The following is a 16,927-nucleotide window of genomic DNA, read 5'->3' as shown; positions in this document are numbered from 1 at the left end:
TTCCCTCCGAAGTCCTTATTATATAAAAGAGAATAATTGCATTTCACTGTTATTTGACAGTGATATTTGTTAGTTTAACACAAATATTATAAATTGTGCGATAAATTATTATATTGAAATATCTGTCAAAACAGCTTTTATAAAGAAAGATTGCTGGTGCTGTTGGTTTCACTGGTTTATTTTTGTGGTATGAAAATAAATAAATCAATACTTTTTTTGCTTGTGGAATAAGAGCATTTCTATAGCCGCAATCTAAAAATGTACATAAAATCGAAAGATGGGGTACACACCATGACAGGAATTCTATTAGCCCTCATTGCAGCGGTTTCCTGGGGCAGCATTGTATTTGTCAGCAACAAGCTTGGCGGAGATGAGGACAGCCAGACACTGGGTACGACAATAGGAGCCCTGTTATTTGCTATCGCTGTTTATCTTTTCAAGAGGCCGGATTTGTCCAATATTGTTTGGGCAGTTGGCTTCATTTCCGGCTTATTCTGGTCGATCGGGCAGAAAAATCAGTTTGGGGCAGTCCGCTATTTGGGGGTTGCCAAGACAGCTCCGATGTCCACTGGCCTGCAGCTTATAGGAACAACTTTTTTTGGGGTATTCATTTTTAAAGAATGGGAAACAGCGATGAGCATTATCATCGGGGTCACCTCTCTGGTCTGCATCATTGTCGGTGCCGTTCTGACTTCTCTGAAACAGGGAGATGACAAGGAACAGGGAAAAAGTCTCAAGAAAGGCCTGCTTGTACTGCTTTTATCGACGGCAGGATTTGTGGGGTATGTCGTATTAATCCGCTGGTTTGAAATTGACGGCTGGTCTGCAATTCTGCCGCAGGCGATTGGGATGGTAACAGGAGCATTCCTCATTACTCTGCGCCGCAAGCCATATAACAAATTTGCTGTACGAAATATCATTACGGGGCTGATTTGGAGTACGGGGAATCTGGGATTGCTGCTTTCACTGCCAAAGATCGGCGTGGCCACCAGCTTTTCACTCTCTCAGACCGGAATTGTAATATCGACCATTGGCGGGCTTTTCTTTTTAAATGAACGCAAAAGCAAAAAGCAGGTGTTTATGGTTCTCCTTGGCTGTTTGTTTATTATAGCTGGAGGAGTTTTGCTGGGCTTTACAAAAAAATAAAAATAAGGGAGCGGATCTTATGTATCCAAGTCTTGAAGGAAAAGTTGTCGTCATTACCGGCGGAGCGACCGGGCTCGGGAAGGCGATGGCTGAGCGATTCGGTGCTGAAAAAGCGAAGGTAGTCATCAATTATTTCAATGAGAAACAGGAACTGCAGGGGATTATTGAAACAATTGAAAAAGCAGGCGGAAGTGCCTCTGCCATCCAGGGGGATGTTACAAAGGAAGAGGATATTAAAAGAATGATCGCCCATGCAATTAAAACATTCGGTTCTCTCGACGTCATGATCAATAACGCGGGAATCGAAAATGAAGTCCCATCTGAAGAACTCACCCTGGAGGATTGGAACAAAGTTATTTCAACGAATTTGACAGGACAATTTCTAGGCTGCCGGGAAGCCATAGATTATATGCTGGAAAACAAAATAAAAGGCTCGATCATTAATATGTCATCTGTTCATCAGGAAATTCCCTGGCCCCATTTTGTTCACTATGCCGCAAGCAAAGGCGGGGTCAAATTGATGACCGAGACTCTCGCTCTTGAATTTGCTCCGCACGGGATCCGGGTGAACTGCATTGCCCCTGGTGCTATTGATACACCGATTAATGCTGAAAAATTTTCAGATCCTGAATTGAAAAAAGGTGTCCTTGAGCTCATTCCTATGGGCTACATCGGCAGGCCCGAAGAAATCGCAGCTTGTGCAGTGTGGCTGGCTTCTAAAGAAGCCAGCTATGTCACCGGACTGACATTATATGCTGACGGGGGCATGACACAATATCCCGGATTCCAGGCGGGAAAAGGATGATGGAAAAAAGCCCTTCTCAATAATGAGAGGGGCTTTGAAGTTTTATTTCAAATCAAAAAACACTGTATTTCCGACCCAGGAATCATACTCCATTTTGGCATCCTCGCCAGTTTTTACTAAGCCTGCTATATACCCTTCCTTCTCATTTCCTTTATACATTTCAAAGGAAAAATCCGGTTCTGTTGTTGCGACAGTATCGCCGCTGTATACATCGCCGCTCTCGCTGACAAATTTAAAGTTCATGATTCCATCGATGGTGAATGGATGGTCCTCTGTTTCAGAGTCGGCAACTTTTAGTTTGCTTTTTACAAGAACCCATTCATACCCTTCAGGTGCATCCTCGTTAAACTCATTCATTTCCTTCAGTTTTTGCTGCGCATCCTGTCCGCGTATGACCTCTTCCACTGACAGCTCGATCTTTGTTTTATATTCATTTGATGAATCATCGTAGGTGACCGTTTCAATCGCAGCCATTTCATTTATTTTTATCGGATTGGAGCGGGAGCCGACCTTGGCTTCTTCTTTTTTCTCTTCAGGCTTTGCACTTTGTTCCTGGCCATTTTCCTCTGCTTTGCTTTTGGTTGATACATCTTCGCTTTCACCGCACGCCGTTAGAAACAAGGCAGACAACAAACCTGCCGCAGCCAATTTTCCCAATTTCCTATGTTTCATACTGATCCCTCCAGTTAGTTATCTTGATCTCTACAAGAAAAATAGTAGCATGGAGGGTGATCAAATTTTTGAGAAGGTGAAAGAAATAAATAAAAAAATCCGGCCACTTAATATGGGCCGGACCTGAAGGGGTAAAGAAAAAGGGCTGTATGATGTTTCGGTACAATTTCATTGTAATGCGTAAATGTTAACAAACTATGAACGGGATGCGGACAAATTATTAAATATGTCCTGCCGCAGTTCGGTTAGTTCTCTCCGGCGGGGCAGTTTGCCCAAAGCAATACCAGAGATTACTTATAGAGATTAAAAGATATATATAGCTAAGAATTCCGCCTATTCGCTGCCTTCACTTGAAAAGGCAGGCGCGATATTTCCTGCCTCTCAGTTATTTATTTTCTTTTTTGAGCTTTCATTTTGTTCGCTTCCAGTTCTGCAGCATACTCTTCGTATGTTTTACCCTGCTTCTGGCTTTCGGATTGAATTTTCTTGAACTTGTTATCATTTAGATTCGGCACGTCTACACCTCCCTTTGGACATAAGTATTTTTTTACAAAGGGAAGAACTTTATTCGAACAAATCAACGAGGGGCTTTTTCCGAAAAATGGTTACATTTTCATTTCACAGGGTATCATAGCACCGGCAGTATTTGTGTTTTGGAAGAATATCCAGTACATAACATTACAGGTAAATTCGAGTATAGATATCTAAAGCAGAGGTAAAATATGGTCATAAAATTTAAGGAGGTTCGATCTTGGAAGAAAACAAAGATTTGAATTCTGCAAATGAGCAAGATGTGAAGCGTGAGACGCTGACGACACGGCAGGGGCATCCTGTTACTGATAACCAAAACATCCGCACGTTAGGCAATCGGGGACCAGCGACCTTGGAGAATTACCATTTCATTGAGAAGATCTCCCATTTTGACAGGGAAGAGGTTCCGGAGCGTGTGGTTCACGCAAGAGGGGCAGGGGCATTCGGTTACTTTGAGACATACGGAAAAGTGGGGGATGAGCCGGTCGAAAAGTATACCCGCGCAAAGGTTTTTTCCGGTGCAGGAACGAAGACACCATTGATGGTTCGCTTCTCCACCGTTGCAGGGGCAAAAGATTCACCGGAAACAGTACGGGATCCGCGCGGCTTTGCAGTAAAAATGTACACAGAGGATGGAAACTGGGATTTAGTCGGCAATAACCTGAAAATCTTCTTTATCCGGGATGCGATGAAATTCCCTGACATGATTCACGCCTTCAAGCCTGATCCCGTTTCAAACGTGTCAAATCCCGAGCGGATGTTTGATTTTGTCTCCCGTACACCTGAGGCCACACACATGATTACATTCCTGTTTTCACCATGGGGAATACCCGCTACTTACCGTCACATGCAGGGATCCGGCGTCAATACGTATAAATGGGTGAATGAAATAGGTGAAGCGGTACTGGTGAAATATCACTGGGAGCCGAAGCAGGGAATCCGCAACCTGACACAGGAAGAGGCAAGCAATATTCAGGCGAAAAATGTCGGTCATGCCACACAGGATTTATTTGAGTCGATTAAACGGGGAGATTATCCTGAATGGGAACTATTTGTCCAGATCATGGAGGATGATTACCATCCTGAACTGGATTTTGATCCCCTTGATGATACGAAGCTTTGGCCGGAAGATAAGTTCCCTTGGCTGCCTCTTGGCCGTATGGTTCTTGATCGTAATCCAGAAGATTACCATGCAGAGATTGAGCAGGCTGCCTTCGGTACAGGGGTACTTGTTGACGGAATGGATTTTTCCGATGATAAAATGCTGCAGGGCCGGACTTTCTCTTATTCCGATACACAGCGCTATCGCGTAGGGGCGAACTATCTGAAATTACCGGTGAATGCACCGAAAGCACCTGTGCGCACAAACCAGCAGCGCGGCCAAATGGATACTCGTGACCCGAAAGAGTCTGGAGAAAATCCGCATATTAACTACGAGCCATCGATGAAGGGCGGCTTCAAACAAGCACCTGAAGAAGGGCGCACCCCGCATCGGCCAACCTATAATGCGGCAGCCATGAGCGCACCTATCGATCGTCCAAACAATTATGGTCAAGCCGGCCATACCTACCGGAGCTTTGAAGATTGGGAGCGCGATGAACTGATCAAAAACCTATCTGAAGCACTGTCGGTTTGTGACAAACGTATTCAAGATGCTATGTTTGAGCATTTTACACAGGCAGATGAAGATTATGGCCGCCGCGTGAAGGAAGGAACTGAGAAAGTCATGAAAGAATTGCTGGAAATGAACGGTGAAGAGCAAGTTCCTGGCCGTGACGCCGGAAGGTCTAAATATGGCCAGGGTTCGATCGCTGAGAACCAGGCAGCAAAAGAAGCTGTTGAGAAAAGCCGCGAAACGGATCCATATTAATTATGAAGCTAGGGCTGTCCAGAAGATGGGCAGCTTTTTTTGTCTTCGCTTTTTACAATTTTTCAAATGCCGGCAGGTAGGACTTCTTCCCGGTTTTATAGAATAATCTCCTAAACTATATAGCCAGAGGTGCCGAATGAAACCAATTATAGGGGTTACATCAAATTTAGATGACAAGCAGCTTTCCGTTTCAATGGAAAATATCCATTCATTATTAAACGCTGGGGCCGTTCCGGTTGTTTTGCCTAATCTGCTGGAAGATGACAAAATTGAAAAATTAGCTGAAGAGCTGGATGGGCTGCTTCTTACCGGTGGAGGGGACATCGATCCGACTCTATTTGGTGAAGAACCCCATCAAAATCTGGGAAGCATCTGTCCGGAAAGAGACACGTTTGAAATCAGCATTATTCAAAAAATGCTGGCTATTGATAAACCAATTTTAGCCATATGCAGGGGCTGCCAAATCCTCATTATTGCTGCTGGGGGCGATATGTATCAGGACATCTATTCCCAAATGGGCGTCCCACTTTTACAGCATGTCCAAAAAGCACCCCGATGGCATGCGTCCCACTTTGTGAATGTAAATAGAGATTCTCTTCTGCACAGAGTCACTGGCGCGGAAAACTTTAAAGTAAACAGCTATCATCATCAGGCTGTCCGCAAAATGCCTGAAAACTTTGAGGTATGTGCAGAAGCAAATGATGGAGTCATTGAGGCATTTGAGAGTAACAAGCATAACTTTGTATTAGGGGTACAGTGGCACCCTGAATGCATGACACAAAAGAATGATGACCCATCCATAGCTATTTTTGAGGCATTTATAAAGGCTTGCAAACAATAAAACTAGAAGGTAAAAAGCCGTCGCATTTTTCCATTTTTGCGGCGGCCATTTCATAGTCCTTCCTCCAAATAAGTCTCCGCACCGGCGATAAACTCCCGAACCGCAAAGGATAAGTACTTATCCTTTTTCCAGATCATTCCGAGCTCCAAATCTACAGCAGATTCAGAGATTGGCAGAACCACGAGGTCTTGGCAGTTTATATTCTGACAGATTTTACTTGGCAGCATAGTGATCCCCAGTTTTCCTTCAACCATACCAAGCAGGAAGTCCTTTTGTGAGCTTTCACAGACGATATTGGGCTGAAATCCGCTTTTCGAGCATTCCTCAATGATCAGGTCGTAAAGGGTGAAATCTTTCCGGTAGAGGATAAAGGGCTCATTTGCCAATTGTGAAAAGTGTACCTCCCTTTTTGAAGCCAGCGGATGTTCACGGTGGACAATCAGCATTAAGGGGTCCTTTAAAACATTAATAATTTCAAAGCTGCTGCCCTGCGCAGGCACCGTGCAAATAAGGCCAATATCCAATGTGCCATCGTCTACTCCCTTTTTTATTTTCTTCGTGCCGACCTCTGTTAATTTAATTTCGATCAATGGGAATTTTTCTTTATATCGGCTGATGAGCTTCGAAAAAAAAGCAGCTCCTACAATTGGAGGGATGCCAATCTTGATTTCACCGCTCTTCAGCTCCGTCACATCTGTTAACTCCAAAGTCAGATTTTTAAATGCGTCCAGCACTTTCTTTGCATTGATCAACACCGCTTTTCCGGCATCTGTTAGTTCCAGCTGTTTTGATGACCGGTAAAAAAGCGGCACTCCCAGTTCGCCTTCGAGATTTTTTATGGCTTTGCTGATGGAGGGCTGGGTAACATGCAGGGTCTGGGACGCTTTTGTGAAGCTTAAGTGCTGAGCTACTTCAGCAAAATATTCTAAATGCCGTATATCCAAAGTTCTCACTCCTGTCATATAGCCAAAAGGCATAATGATTATAGATTATATGTATTTCATTTATGGATACCACTCATTATATAATAATCAACAACAATGTAATACTGAAAATTAACAATATTCAATAAGGGGAGATGGTTAGGATGGATTTGCAGAAAGAATCTTTATTGCTTCATGAGAAGTTTCAAGGGAAGTTAACAGTCGATGTGAAAATGCCGCTGAACAGCATGAAGGATTTAAGCTTAGCCTATTCCCCCGGAGTGGCAGAGCCGTGCCGGAAAATTCATGACCATCCTGAGAAAGTCTATGATTATACGATAAAAGGCAATTTAATCGCCGTTGTCTCTGACGGAACCTCGGTGCTGGGACTTGGCGATATTGGCCCTGAAGCCTCCATGCCCGTCATGGAGGGGAAGGCTGCCCTGTTTAAAGCTTTTGCAGGGATTGATTCCGTTCCGATTTGCCTTGATACGAAGGATCCCGAAGAAATTATTAAAACAGTCAGGCTGCTGCAGCCATCGTTTGGCGGCATTAACCTGGAAGATATCGCAGCGCCCAATTGCTTCTACATTGAAGAACGCCTGAAGCAGGAAATGAACATCCCCGTCTTTCATGATGACCAGCATGGAACAGCAATCGTAACGGCTGCCGGATTAATAAACGCTCTAAAGCTTGTGGATAAAAAAATGAATGAAATAAAAGTTGTAATCAATGGCGCCGGTGCCGCAGGAATCGCGATTATCAAGCTGCTCCTTAATATGGGTGTAAAAGATATCATCATGTGCGATACAAAGGGAGCGATTTATGAAGGAAGGCAGGAGCGGATGAACCCTGTCAAAGAGTCTGTGGCAAAAACCACCAATCCAGCCAAACGCCAGGGTCCGCTTGAAGATGTTATCATCGGCGCTGATGTGTTTATCGGGGTATCATCTGCAGGAGCATTAACAAAGGAAATGGTCCAGACAATGAGCCAGGATTCCATTATTTTCGCCATGGCCAATCCGGTTCCTGAAATCATGCCGGAAGACGCGAAATCCGCAGGCGCCAAGGTGGTTGGAACAGGCCGTTCAGATTTGCCGAACCAGGTAAACAATGTCCTCGCATTCCCGGGGATTTTCAGAGGAGCTTTGGACGTAAGGGCTACTGAAATTAATGAAGAAATGAAGATGGCCGCTGTCAAAGCCATCGCTGGATTAATCGATGCTACAGACTTATCACCGGATTATGTAATCCCAGGACCGCTCGACAGCCGAGTTGTCCCGGCTGTAAGAGATGCAGTAGTAAAAGCCGCCCAGGAAACAGGTGCTGCCCGGATCGAAATCATAAAGAGCCAAACAGTAAGCCAATAGACTGAACTTTGCATTTGGAGGCATGTTCAAGAGAAGTTAATCATAGTATCCAAAATATAAAGCTGCTGGTTTTGCCATTGGGATTGAATTTATCACTTTCGTCACTCTGAATTCATTTAAAAAGGAGATTGATACAGATGAAAGTATACGAAGTAATTGACACGCAGGAAATGTTCCGTGGTGAAATCATTGAAGATTATTACATTATTTATGAGCAAACAGAAAACAAAGTCTTTGAAAGTCGTAACAATAACCTGTTTCAGCAGGAAAGATTTTTAGAAGAGACAGTTAATGTCTTTAAAGGCAACCCGCATTCCACCCTAAAAAAAGTAAAATCCTATCCCATTCGCCAACTTGCATTTGGAGATATCCGTGAAACAATCAGAAAAGACTTTCCGGGCCTCTTTAAGAACCTGAACAGATCTCTCGCATAATAACAGGCAGCCTCTATTTGCTGGAGGCTGCCTTTTTTTATAGAACCCCATAATGGAAAAATAACCTATCTATCTGTATGATGGTATAACGGTAAAAAGAAAACTTCTGCACGGCTGTTTTTCAGTAGAATATTTAGGGAATAATCCAGGTGTGAACTTTTTAGAGGGGTGGAGTAATGATTCAATTTGACAATGTGTCAAAACAGTATGGGGATGGAACCCAGGCTGTTGATTCAATTAATTTACATATAAAAGAAGGCGAGTTCTTCGTAATTATCGGTCCGAGCGGTTCCGGAAAAACAACTGTTCTGAAGATGATTAATAGACTGATTCCTTTGACGTCAGGAACAATATCCATTAAAGGAAAAAGGATAAGTGACTATGACATTCATGAGCTCCGCTGGGATATTGGCTATGTCCTTCAGCAGGTTGCCCTTTTTCCTCACATGACAATTGGGGAAAACATCGCGATCGTACCGGAGCTAAAGAACTGGGAACAAGGAAAAATCAAGGAACGGATTGATGAGTTATTGGAAATGGTCGGATTGGAGCCTGACATATACCGCAGCCGAAAGCCCCATGAACTCTCAGGGGGACAGCAACAAAGAGTGGGCGTAACAAGAGCGCTGGCCGCCAATCCGCCCATCATCCTGATGGATGAGCCTTTTAGTGCGCTGGATCCCATAAGCAGGGAAAAGCTTCAGGACGACCTAATCCATCTTCAGAAAAAAATAAAGAAAACAATCGTCTTTGTCACACATGATATGAAGGAAGCTTTAAAGCTCGGTGACCGGATTTGCGTCATGAAGGACGGGGAAATCGTCCAAATTGGCACGCCGGAAGAGCTGCTTGCTAATCCGGAAAACGAATTTGTCCGGCAGTTTGTCGGGGAAGAGCAGGTACCGTACATAGAGGGATTCAGCCTTCATGAAATCCTCCTGCCGATTTCAGAAGCAGAACAGAACGGGTCAGTCATTTCTGTCGCGGCTTCATTGGAAGAAACGCTTAGCTTATTGGCCGCTCATGAAGAACTTGCTGTTGAAGAGGGCGGTACCATCATTGGAATGATCAACAGGCAGGCCGTCATTCGTAAGCTGGCTCGCAGCAAACAGAAAGAGGTGAGGTCATGAACACCTTCAGCTCTGTTTTTAATGAAAGGAAAGGGCAATTATTAAGTGTACTTATTGAACATATACAGATTTCGCTTATTGCTTTGTTTTTTGCAGTCCTGATTGCAATACCGCTTGGAATTTATCTGACTAACAAACAAAAATTTGCAGAAGGGATCATTGGCGTGACGGCCGTATTGCAGACTGTTCCCTCACTAGCTTTGCTTGGCCTTTTGATTCCTTTGTTCGGAATAGGCAAAGTGCCTGCTATTATCGCGTTAGTCGTGTATGCCCTTTTGCCCATTCTAAGGAATACATATACAGGCATTAAGGAAGTAGATGATTCCATTATCGAAGCGGCTAGGGCAATGGGAATGAACAGGCGGAAAAGGCTCATGAAGGTAGAGCTTCCTCTCGCCATGCCTGTTATTATGGCCGGTATCCGGACGGCTATGGTGTTAATCGTTGGAACGGCTACTCTTGCTGCATTAATTGGAGCAGGAGGCTTGGGAGAACTGATTCTCCTTGGAATCGACCGGAACAACACGGCCCTGATCGTTCTTGGGGCCATACCTGCAGCCATATTGGCAATCCTTTTTGATATTCTGCTGCGCCGCTTCGAGGATATGTCATTTAAAAGATCACTCACTGCGCTGGGGGTATTCATTGGTGCGATGATATTGGTTATGGCGATTCCTTTCCTGTCAAATAAATCGGAAGAAAATCTTGTCATTGGCGGAAAGCTTGGTTCAGAACCGGAGATCCTTATCAATATGTACAAATTGCTGATTGAAAATGAAACGGATCTTAAAGTGGAATTACAGCCTGGATTAGGAAAAACGTCGTTTGTCTTCAATGCGCTTAAGTCAGGAAGCATCGATGTGTATCCTGAGTTTACCGGTACAGCCATTGCTGAATTTTTAAAAGAGACAGCTGTAAGCACCGACCGTGGAGAGGTTTATGAGCAGGCGAGAGAAGGGATGAAGGATCAATTCAACATGGAGCTGTTAGAACCGATGGCTTACAATAATACGTATGCTTTGGCAGTGCCAGAGCAATTGGCTGAGGAATATAGCCTGCAATCCATTTCAGATCTAAAAGCAGTCGAGCAAAACATAAAAGCAGGCTTCACTCTTGAATTCTCGGATCGGGAAGATGGCTATCGGGGCATTCAAAAGCTTTATGGTGTAGATTTTCCGACTGTTTTAACCATGGAGCCTAAGCTGCGCTATGGAGCCATCGAAAAAGGCGAAATCAACCTAGTGGACGCTTATTCTACAGATAGTGAAATCGCAAGGTATAATCTCACCGTCCTGGAGGATGACAAGAATCTGTTCCCTCCGTACCAGGGTGCCCCATTGCTAAGAGCTGAAACAGCCGAAGAACATCCCGAATTGGTCAGAGCCTTAAACAAATTGAGCGGTAAAATCAGTGACGATGAAATGCGTCAAATGAATTATAAAGTCAATGTTGAAGGGGCAAGTGCTGAAGAAACAGCCCTGGAGTATTTGGAGAAGGAGGGGCTTCTGAAATAGTCCTCGAAAACCGTCTGGAGGGAATCCGGGCGGTTTTTGCATGATGATCTGTTTTAAATCATGCCCAAATATCATACACATTTCTTAATCGCACTTGTGTTTAAGGAGATGATGGTATGCAATATGAGATGGAAAAAGCTAACCTGCTCGCTGAAAATATTAAGGATTTTATTGCGTTCATTAATAAAAATCTCGAAAGAAATATCTTTTATATGGACACAGACAAATTACAGCAAATCAAATTGATTTCTGAAGACTTTAAGTTTCATATCCTCGCAGATGAGCTGTTTAGAATCAATCGCTTTGTCTGGGATCCAAAGTACTCTATTTATTTGGTGAGTCGGTTTGTAAAAGGACTCACCATTATTGATGAATATGTACAAAGAAACTATAACAGCCTGTTTATGGTATCTGGAAGATTATATACTTTGAAGAATCTCAGTTCTTTATTCAGCAATGATTAAATAGTCAGAGCTGCTCCTATTTTTATAATTTCCAAAGAGTTTTAGTATGTAAGGAAATATTGCCTCTCTTAATTTTTCACTATTTGGATTATAATAGTTAGAGTTTATTCTTTTACTTTAAACAATTAGGGGTATGAAAAATGGAGAAGCACAAGATCTTAAGAATTCTGGAAAAAGAACTGGTGGTTGCCCTTGGATGTACGGAACCTGTTGCGATTGCACTCGCTGCAGCAACGGCAAAGAGCCATGCTAAAGGGGAAATAAAAGAGCTTTGCTTAAAAGCGAGCGGAAACATCATCAAAAATGCAAAATCAGTCGGAATTCCCGGCATGAGTTCCTATGGTCTTGATTTCGCAGCGGCAATCGGCGCTGTGGCAGGGGACCCTGCAAGAAAGCTGGAAGTATTAGAGGGAGTGGGGCCTGAAGATGAGCTGTTGGCTCTCAAACTTATTGAAGAAGGAAAAGTAACTTCCCTCCAGGCGGAGACACCGAAAAGGCTATATATCGAAGCGGTATTAAAAACAGATATGCAGACTTCGAGAGTGGTAATCTCTGATAACCACAGCAATATTACTTTAATTGAGGTTGATGGCGAGGTTATCTACCAGGGCGGATGTGAAAATATAGGAATCCAATCAGAAGAAGATGAATTAATTGCACTCACCATTGAGGAGATATATGAATGGGTGCTAAGTGCGGAAATCAATTCCTTATCACTTGTAAAAAAGAGTATTGAGCTCAATCGGGCCATTGGAATGGAAGGCCTATCAGGTGAATATGGCTTAAAGGTAGGAAAAACGATAAAGAGGAATGTGGAAATGGGCATCTTGTCGGATGATATTGCTACTGCGGCTATGTCTTTGGCTGCAGCTGGATCAGATGCGAGAATGGCAGGATCCACACTTCCAGTTATGGCAAACACCGGAAGCGGCAACCAGGGAATCGCAGTCACACTTCCAGTTGTTGCTGCTGCAGAAAGACTTAAGGTTACAGAGGAAAAAATGATTCGGGCAGTGGCACTCAGTCATCTGGTTACCATTCATATAAAATCCAAATTTGGCCGGCTTTCGGCTTTATGCGGTGTAACTGCTGCAGGTATGGGGGCAAGTGCAGCCATCGTATATTTGCTGGATGGACAGCTTCAGCAAATCAAAGCAGCCATTCAAAACACAATCGGGAATGTATCCGGAATGATCTGTGACGGAGCAAAAGCCGGCTGTGCCATGAAAGTGTCTACCTGTTCCAATGTAGCTGTGCAGTCTGCCCTTCTTGCACTTAACGATCAGGAAATCAAATCAACCGATGGATTTATTCACGATGATGTTGAAAAAAGTATCGAGAGTTTCTGTAAATTAGGAAATGAAGGAACCCGTCATACGGATGAGCTGATTTTGAAATTGATGATGGAGAAATAAACAGCCAAAAGAGGCCCTCTCTCTTTAAGAAAAGGGCCTTTTTGGTGCGGTAAATGAACATGTGCGAATTACGAAATCATCCCTCGTCGAAACATCTCCGCAATTGCCTGTGTCCGGTTTTGAGCTCCCAGTTTCCTGATAGCTGTTTTTATATACTGGTTGATGGTAACTTCACTGATAAACATGGAATCAGCCATTTCCTTTATGCTTTCACCCCAGGAAATCCTCTTCATGACCTCCATTTCTCTTTTGCTTAATAGCCGGGCATCTTCTTTTCCTTCCGTTTTTTCAAGGGTTTTTCCTATGTGCTGACCAAATTGGGTATAAGAAGAGAGCTGCTGATCAGAAATTTTTCCATGATCATCAAATTCGTTTGTGCAAATATAGCCGATAGGGACAGCGCCAAAGCAGATGGGGATAGCCAGGAAGGAGTTGACATTGGAAGTTGTAATGTATTTGATGTTTATTTGCTTTAGGTATTCGATCCCCGAACAATATTTTGCTTTTCTTTCGTAGAGGGCGGAGTAAATAAGCGGCAAAGAACGAATATCATCCCTGATATCTCTGATATGTATTAATCCGTGGCACGTAATAGCGATGATTCCTTCACCAATAAAACCTAAAGGAGAATACCGGAATAAATAGGCGTTTTTAACAGGAAAAATGTTCATATAAACCTCTAGAATTTTATACAGTTTTTCCTCATGACTCTCGACATCTTCTAAATTCTGGATATTGCCCAATATGGTAGATTCTATTGCCATATTAACACCTTCCTTATAGGGGTATTATATATAGAAAATTGTGAATATTCAATACAAACGAATGATAGTAAGCTTAAGATAGAGTAAAAATATAAGTCCTGGAGAGGAGGCACTTATTAAAAAGAAAAATGTAATCGCTTTCAATTAAATTAATATCATGAGGAGGAAGAAAGTATGTCATCATTTCAAAAATCGAACTCTCTCACGGATTTTGATGCTGTCGTCGTAGGGGCTGGTTTTTCTGGATTATATATGCTGCATCGTTTGCGGGAGGCCGGTTTTTCCACCCGGGTATTTGAAGCAGGCGATAATGTCGGTGGGACATGGTATTGGAATCGGTATCCCGGTGCAAGATGCGATGTTGAAAGCATCTACTATAATTACACTTTTTCTGAGGAACTATTGAAAGAATGGAGCTGGTCGGCAAAATATGCCGAACAGCCTGAAATACTAAGCTACATAAATTATGTAGCAGATAAGTTTGATCTGCGGCGTGATGTGCAGTTCAATACAAGGGTGCAATCCGCGCATTTTGACGAAAAGAAAAATAGGTGGGACATCCAATTAAATAATGGTGAAAAAGTTTCTGCCCAATATTTTATTACAGCTGTAGGGTGCTTGTCAGCATCCAATGTACCTAAATTTAAAGGGCTGGAAAACTTTAAGGGCGAATGGCATCATACCGGGCACTGGCCGCATGAAGGAGTGGATTTCCAGGGCAGGCGGGTTGGCATCATTGGCACGGGGTCCAGCGGTATCCAGGCAATCCCTGTCATTGCAAAAGAAGCCAAGCACCTGACCGTATTCCAGCGGACCCCGCAGTACAGCAGCCCAGCCAGGAATACGCCGAATGATCCTGAACACCTGAAAAATATACGGAAAAATTACAGGGAAATCAGAGCAAAAATGCGCCATTCCATTACCGGCATACCGGAGGAGCCAAGAAACATTTCCGTGTTTGATGAATCTCCTGAAGAACGGCAAAAAGTTTTTGAAGAAGCCTGGCAAAAAGGAGGTCTGCTAAATCTTACTTACACATATAATGACTTGTCCATTACTCCTGAAGCCAATGCCATCGTGGCGGAGTTCATCCGCTCTAAAATCCGAGAAACAGTCATAAAGCCAGAAGTGGCTGAAAAACTCCTTCCAAGGTTCTATTACGGCACCAAACGCACCATCATTGATACAGATTATTTCGAGACCTATAACCGGGATAACGTATCGCTGGTGGATGTGAAAGAAGCGCCGATTCAGGAGATTACCGCAACAGGGGTAAAGACTGCGGATGCTGAATATGATCTTGACATGATTGTGTTTGCAACAGGATTTGATGCCATGACTGGACCGCTGTTTAAAATCGATATCCGCGGGAAAGACGGCGTCTCCCTTAAGGAAAAATGGGCTGGCGGCTCACATACTCGAACCTATCTAGGCCTAGGCACAGCAGGTTTCCCGAACATGTTCATGCTGACCGGACCTGAGAGTCCGTCCGTATTGAGCAATATGATGGTTTCGATTGAGCAGCATGTGGAATGGGTATTTGATTGCATCAGCTATATGCGCGAACAAAACCAGGCTGTCATTGAAGTAAAAGAAGAGGCGGAAAATACATGGAGCAAGCACTGCCGTGAAATCGCCGATCAGACTCTATTTACCAAAACAGACTCCTGGTACATGGGTGCCAATATTGAAGGAAAAGCCCGCGGCTTCCAAATCTATCTTGGCGGTGTTGGAACCTACCGAAAGATTTGTGATGAAGTCGCTGAAAAAGGCTATGAAGGTTTTATCCTGAAAGCCTCTGAAAAAAGTGCTGTGAATTAAGCGGGTATAGATAGGGCAGGCATTACTCCTGCCCTGCCAATAAATATATTAATAGGGGGAAAATAATTATGGCATTAGATCCGCAGGCAAAATTTTTATTGGAACAGATGGAGGCAGCAGGAGCTCCGCCGATGAGCCAGCTATCACCCGAGGAAGCCCGCCTTACCACAGATTTCAGTGCTTTGGCTGGAGAACCGGAGGAAGTAGGGAAGATTGAAAATAGAAAAATTGCGGGACTGGGAGGAGAGATACCTGTCCGAATTTATACTCCTAAAGGAGAAGGTCCATTTCCTGCGCTCGTATACTATCACGGCGGCGGCTGGGTAATCGGTGACCTGGAGACAGTAGAGGTTCCTTGCCGGCTATTAACGAATCTGGCAAATTGCGTGGTCATTTCTGTAGATTACAGACTGGCTCCAGAGCATAAATTCCCTGCCGCTGCGGATGATTCATATGCTGCAGTTAAGTGGGTGGCTGAAAATGCAGCATCCATTGGAGTGGATCCAAGCCGCATTGCCGTTGGCGGCGATAGTGCAGGCGGAAACCTTGCAGCCGTTGTTGCCCTTTTGGCTAGAGACAAAGGCGAAATCTCACTCGCCTATCAGATGCTGATCTACCCGGTAACCAACCATTCCTATGCAACAGTATCCTATACTGAAAACGCAGACGGCTACCTGTTAACGAAAGACAGCATGGAATGGTTCTGGAATCATTATTTGCGGAATGAAGAGGATGGAAAAAATCCATATGCCTCCCCACTGCAGGCAAAAGACCTAAGCGGACTGCCGCCGGCATTGGTTTTAACGGGAGAATTTGACCCGCTGCGCGATGAGGGTGAAGCCTATGCTGAGCGTTTAAAAGAAGCCGGCGTCCCGGTTGAAGCCAAACGATATGACGGCATGATTCATGGATTCTTTTGGATGCCAGGTGTACTGGAGCAGGGAAGAAAATCAATTGAGCAGGCGGCAGAGGCTTTAAAGCGTGTGTTCCAGGGCAGTGTCGCTTCGAAATAATAGATATTTAGATTGGACACTTCTGACTGGAAGTGTCCTTTTTAGTGTTAGTTTTGTAAATTAATTACTTGCTAGATTTTCTGAAGAGTTCATAACGACTAAAGGGAAAGAAAACGGTCGCCATAGAGCGTTCATGATGACAAAATGCAAGCGAGAGAAAGAAAACGGTCGCCATGAAGTGTTTATGACGACGAAAATGCAAGCGAGGGAAAGA

General features: G+C 43.8%; 16 protein-coding genes. 12 read left to right on the top strand and 4 right to left on the bottom strand.

All coding sequences use genetic code 11. The features are described 5' to 3' along the window. Positions 1 to 291 precede the first annotated feature (291 nt). Positions 292 to 1,146 carry a GRP family sugar transporter gene (locus tag QUF73_06840; protein ID MDM5225928.1) on the top strand — a complete coding sequence of 285 codons (855 nt, stop codon included), beginning with the start codon at positions 292 to 294 and terminating at the stop codon, positions 1,144 to 1,146. Positions 1,147 to 1,165: 19 nt separating this feature from the next. Continuing rightward, positions 1,166 to 1,951, top strand: a complete 786-nt coding sequence (locus QUF73_06835) for a glucose-1-dehydrogenase (GenBank protein MDM5225927.1) — start codon at positions 1,166 to 1,168, stop codon at positions 1,949 to 1,951. A gap of 42 nt (positions 1,952 to 1,993) precedes the next feature. Here QUF73_06835 and QUF73_06830 read toward each other — a convergent pair whose 3' ends face one another. Together QUF73_06830 and QUF73_06825 are read right to left on the bottom strand one after the other, a co-directional pair. Beyond that, entirely contained in the window at positions 1,994 to 2,623 is a 630-nt protein-coding gene (locus tag QUF73_06830) for a hypothetical protein (GenBank protein MDM5225926.1), read from the bottom strand. A gap of 389 nt (positions 2,624 to 3,012) precedes the next feature. After that, complete coding sequence (locus tag QUF73_06825; GenBank protein MDM5225925.1) at positions 3,013 to 3,138, bottom strand: hypothetical protein; 126 nt, start codon at positions 3,136 to 3,138, stop codon at positions 3,013 to 3,015. Positions 3,139 to 3,374: 236 nt separating this feature from the next. Here QUF73_06825 and QUF73_06820 point away from each other — a divergent pair, with 236 nt between their 5' ends. Both QUF73_06820 and QUF73_06815 read left to right on the top strand, forming a co-directional pair. Next, positions 3,375 to 5,024: a catalase gene (locus tag QUF73_06820; GenBank protein ID MDM5225924.1), complete on the top strand. Its 1,650-nt coding sequence runs from the start codon at positions 3,375 to 3,377 to the stop codon at positions 5,022 to 5,024. A gap of 136 nt (positions 5,025 to 5,160) precedes the next feature. After that, complete coding sequence (locus QUF73_06815) at positions 5,161 to 5,865, top strand: gamma-glutamyl-gamma-aminobutyrate hydrolase family protein (GenBank protein MDM5225923.1); 705 nt, start codon at positions 5,161 to 5,163, stop codon at positions 5,863 to 5,865. A 50-nt stretch (positions 5,866 to 5,915) separates the two neighbouring features. Here the strand turns inward: QUF73_06815 and QUF73_06810 are convergent, their stop codons facing one another. Beyond that, on the bottom strand, positions 5,916 to 6,809 hold the full coding sequence (locus QUF73_06810) for a LysR family transcriptional regulator (GenBank protein MDM5225922.1): 894 nt from the start codon (positions 6,807 to 6,809) through the stop codon (positions 5,916 to 5,918). 143 nt (positions 6,810 to 6,952) lie between these two features. Between QUF73_06810 and QUF73_06805 the strand changes: the two genes are divergently transcribed. From QUF73_06805 to QUF73_06780, 6 genes are all read left to right on the top strand, one after another. Continuing rightward, entirely contained in the window at positions 6,953 to 8,158 is a 1,206-nt protein-coding gene (locus QUF73_06805) for a malic enzyme-like NAD(P)-binding protein (GenBank protein ID MDM5225921.1), read from the top strand. Positions 8,159 to 8,295: 137 nt separating this feature from the next. Further along, the gene (locus QUF73_06800) at positions 8,296 to 8,592 is read left to right on the top strand and encodes a hypothetical protein (protein ID MDM5225920.1); all 297 of its coding nucleotides are present in this window, start codon (positions 8,296 to 8,298) and stop codon (positions 8,590 to 8,592) included. Positions 8,593 to 8,768: 176 nt separating this feature from the next. Beyond that, the gene (locus tag QUF73_06795) at positions 8,769 to 9,722 is read left to right on the top strand and encodes an ABC transporter ATP-binding protein (protein ID MDM5225919.1); all 954 of its coding nucleotides are present in this window, start codon (positions 8,769 to 8,771) and stop codon (positions 9,720 to 9,722) included. After that, positions 9,719 to 11,236 (top strand): osmoprotectant update ABC transporter permease/substrate-binding subunit OpuFB, encoded by a 1,518-nt coding sequence (opuFB, locus tag QUF73_06790; protein MDM5225918.1) that lies wholly within the window; start codon positions 9,719 to 9,721, stop codon positions 11,234 to 11,236. Before QUF73_06795 ends, opuFB begins: the two co-directional genes overlap by 4 nt. A gap of 116 nt (positions 11,237 to 11,352) precedes the next feature. Continuing rightward, on the top strand, positions 11,353 to 11,700 hold the full coding sequence (locus QUF73_06785; protein MDM5225917.1) for a hypothetical protein: 348 nt from the start codon (positions 11,353 to 11,355) through the stop codon (positions 11,698 to 11,700). Between the two features lie 140 nt (positions 11,701 to 11,840). Further along, positions 11,841 to 13,115 carry an L-serine ammonia-lyase, iron-sulfur-dependent, subunit alpha gene (locus QUF73_06780; GenBank protein ID MDM5225916.1) on the top strand — a complete coding sequence of 425 codons (1,275 nt, stop codon included), beginning with the start codon at positions 11,841 to 11,843 and terminating at the stop codon, positions 13,113 to 13,115. Positions 13,116 to 13,183: 68 nt separating this feature from the next. Here QUF73_06780 and QUF73_06775 read toward each other — a convergent pair whose 3' ends face one another. Beyond that, entirely contained in the window at positions 13,184 to 13,879 is a 696-nt protein-coding gene (locus QUF73_06775; GenBank protein MDM5225915.1) for a LuxR C-terminal-related transcriptional regulator, read from the bottom strand. 174 nt (positions 13,880 to 14,053) lie between these two features. Between QUF73_06775 and QUF73_06770 the strand changes: the two genes are divergently transcribed. Then, the gene (locus tag QUF73_06770) at positions 14,054 to 15,700 is read left to right on the top strand and encodes an NAD(P)/FAD-dependent oxidoreductase (protein ID MDM5225914.1); all 1,647 of its coding nucleotides are present in this window, start codon (positions 14,054 to 14,056) and stop codon (positions 15,698 to 15,700) included. Positions 15,701 to 15,768: 68 nt separating this feature from the next. Then, on the top strand, positions 15,769 to 16,713 hold the full coding sequence (locus QUF73_06765; protein MDM5225913.1) for an alpha/beta hydrolase: 945 nt from the start codon (positions 15,769 to 15,771) through the stop codon (positions 16,711 to 16,713). Positions 16,714 to 16,927 lie beyond the last annotated feature (214 nt).

The organism is Cytobacillus sp. NJ13 (assembly GCA_030348385.1).
Taxonomy (GTDB): domain Bacteria; phylum Bacillota; class Bacilli; order Bacillales; family Cytobacillaceae; genus Cytobacillus.
The sequence above is the reverse complement of the archived record's forward strand: the minus strand, read 5'-3'. Positions and strand labels throughout refer to the sequence as shown.

Bases quoted from the DNA above. Each gene is read 5' to 3' on its own strand.
- QUF73_06840 (MDM5225928.1), top strand. From the start codon at position 292: ATGACAGGAATTCTATTAGCCCTCATTGCAGCGGTTTCCTGGGGCAGC.
- QUF73_06835 (MDM5225927.1), top strand. From the start codon at position 1,166: ATGTATCCAAGTCTTGAAGGAAAAGTTGTCGTCATTACCGGCGGAGCG.
- QUF73_06830 (MDM5225926.1), bottom strand. From the start codon at position 2,623: ATGAAACATAGGAAATTGGGAAAATTGGCTGCGGCAGGTTTGTTGTCT.
- QUF73_06815 (MDM5225923.1), top strand. From the start codon at position 5,161: ATGAAACCAATTATAGGGGTTACATCAAATTTAGATGACAAGCAGCTT.
- QUF73_06805 (MDM5225921.1), top strand. From the start codon at position 6,953: ATGGATTTGCAGAAAGAATCTTTATTGCTTCATGAGAAGTTTCAAGGG.
- QUF73_06800 (MDM5225920.1), top strand. From the start codon at position 8,296: ATGAAAGTATACGAAGTAATTGACACGCAGGAAATGTTCCGTGGTGAA.
- QUF73_06795 (MDM5225919.1), top strand. From the start codon at position 8,769: ATGATTCAATTTGACAATGTGTCAAAACAGTATGGGGATGGAACCCAG.
- opuFB (MDM5225918.1), top strand. From the start codon at position 9,719: ATGAACACCTTCAGCTCTGTTTTTAATGAAAGGAAAGGGCAATTATTA.
- QUF73_06785 (MDM5225917.1), top strand. From the start codon at position 11,353: ATGCAATATGAGATGGAAAAAGCTAACCTGCTCGCTGAAAATATTAAG.
- QUF73_06780 (MDM5225916.1), top strand. From the start codon at position 11,841: ATGGAGAAGCACAAGATCTTAAGAATTCTGGAAAAAGAACTGGTGGTT.
- QUF73_06775 (MDM5225915.1), bottom strand. From the start codon at position 13,879: ATGGCAATAGAATCTACCATATTGGGCAATATCCAGAATTTAGAAGAT.
- QUF73_06770 (MDM5225914.1), top strand. From the start codon at position 14,054: ATGTCATCATTTCAAAAATCGAACTCTCTCACGGATTTTGATGCTGTC.
- QUF73_06765 (MDM5225913.1), top strand. From the start codon at position 15,769: ATGGCATTAGATCCGCAGGCAAAATTTTTATTGGAACAGATGGAGGCA.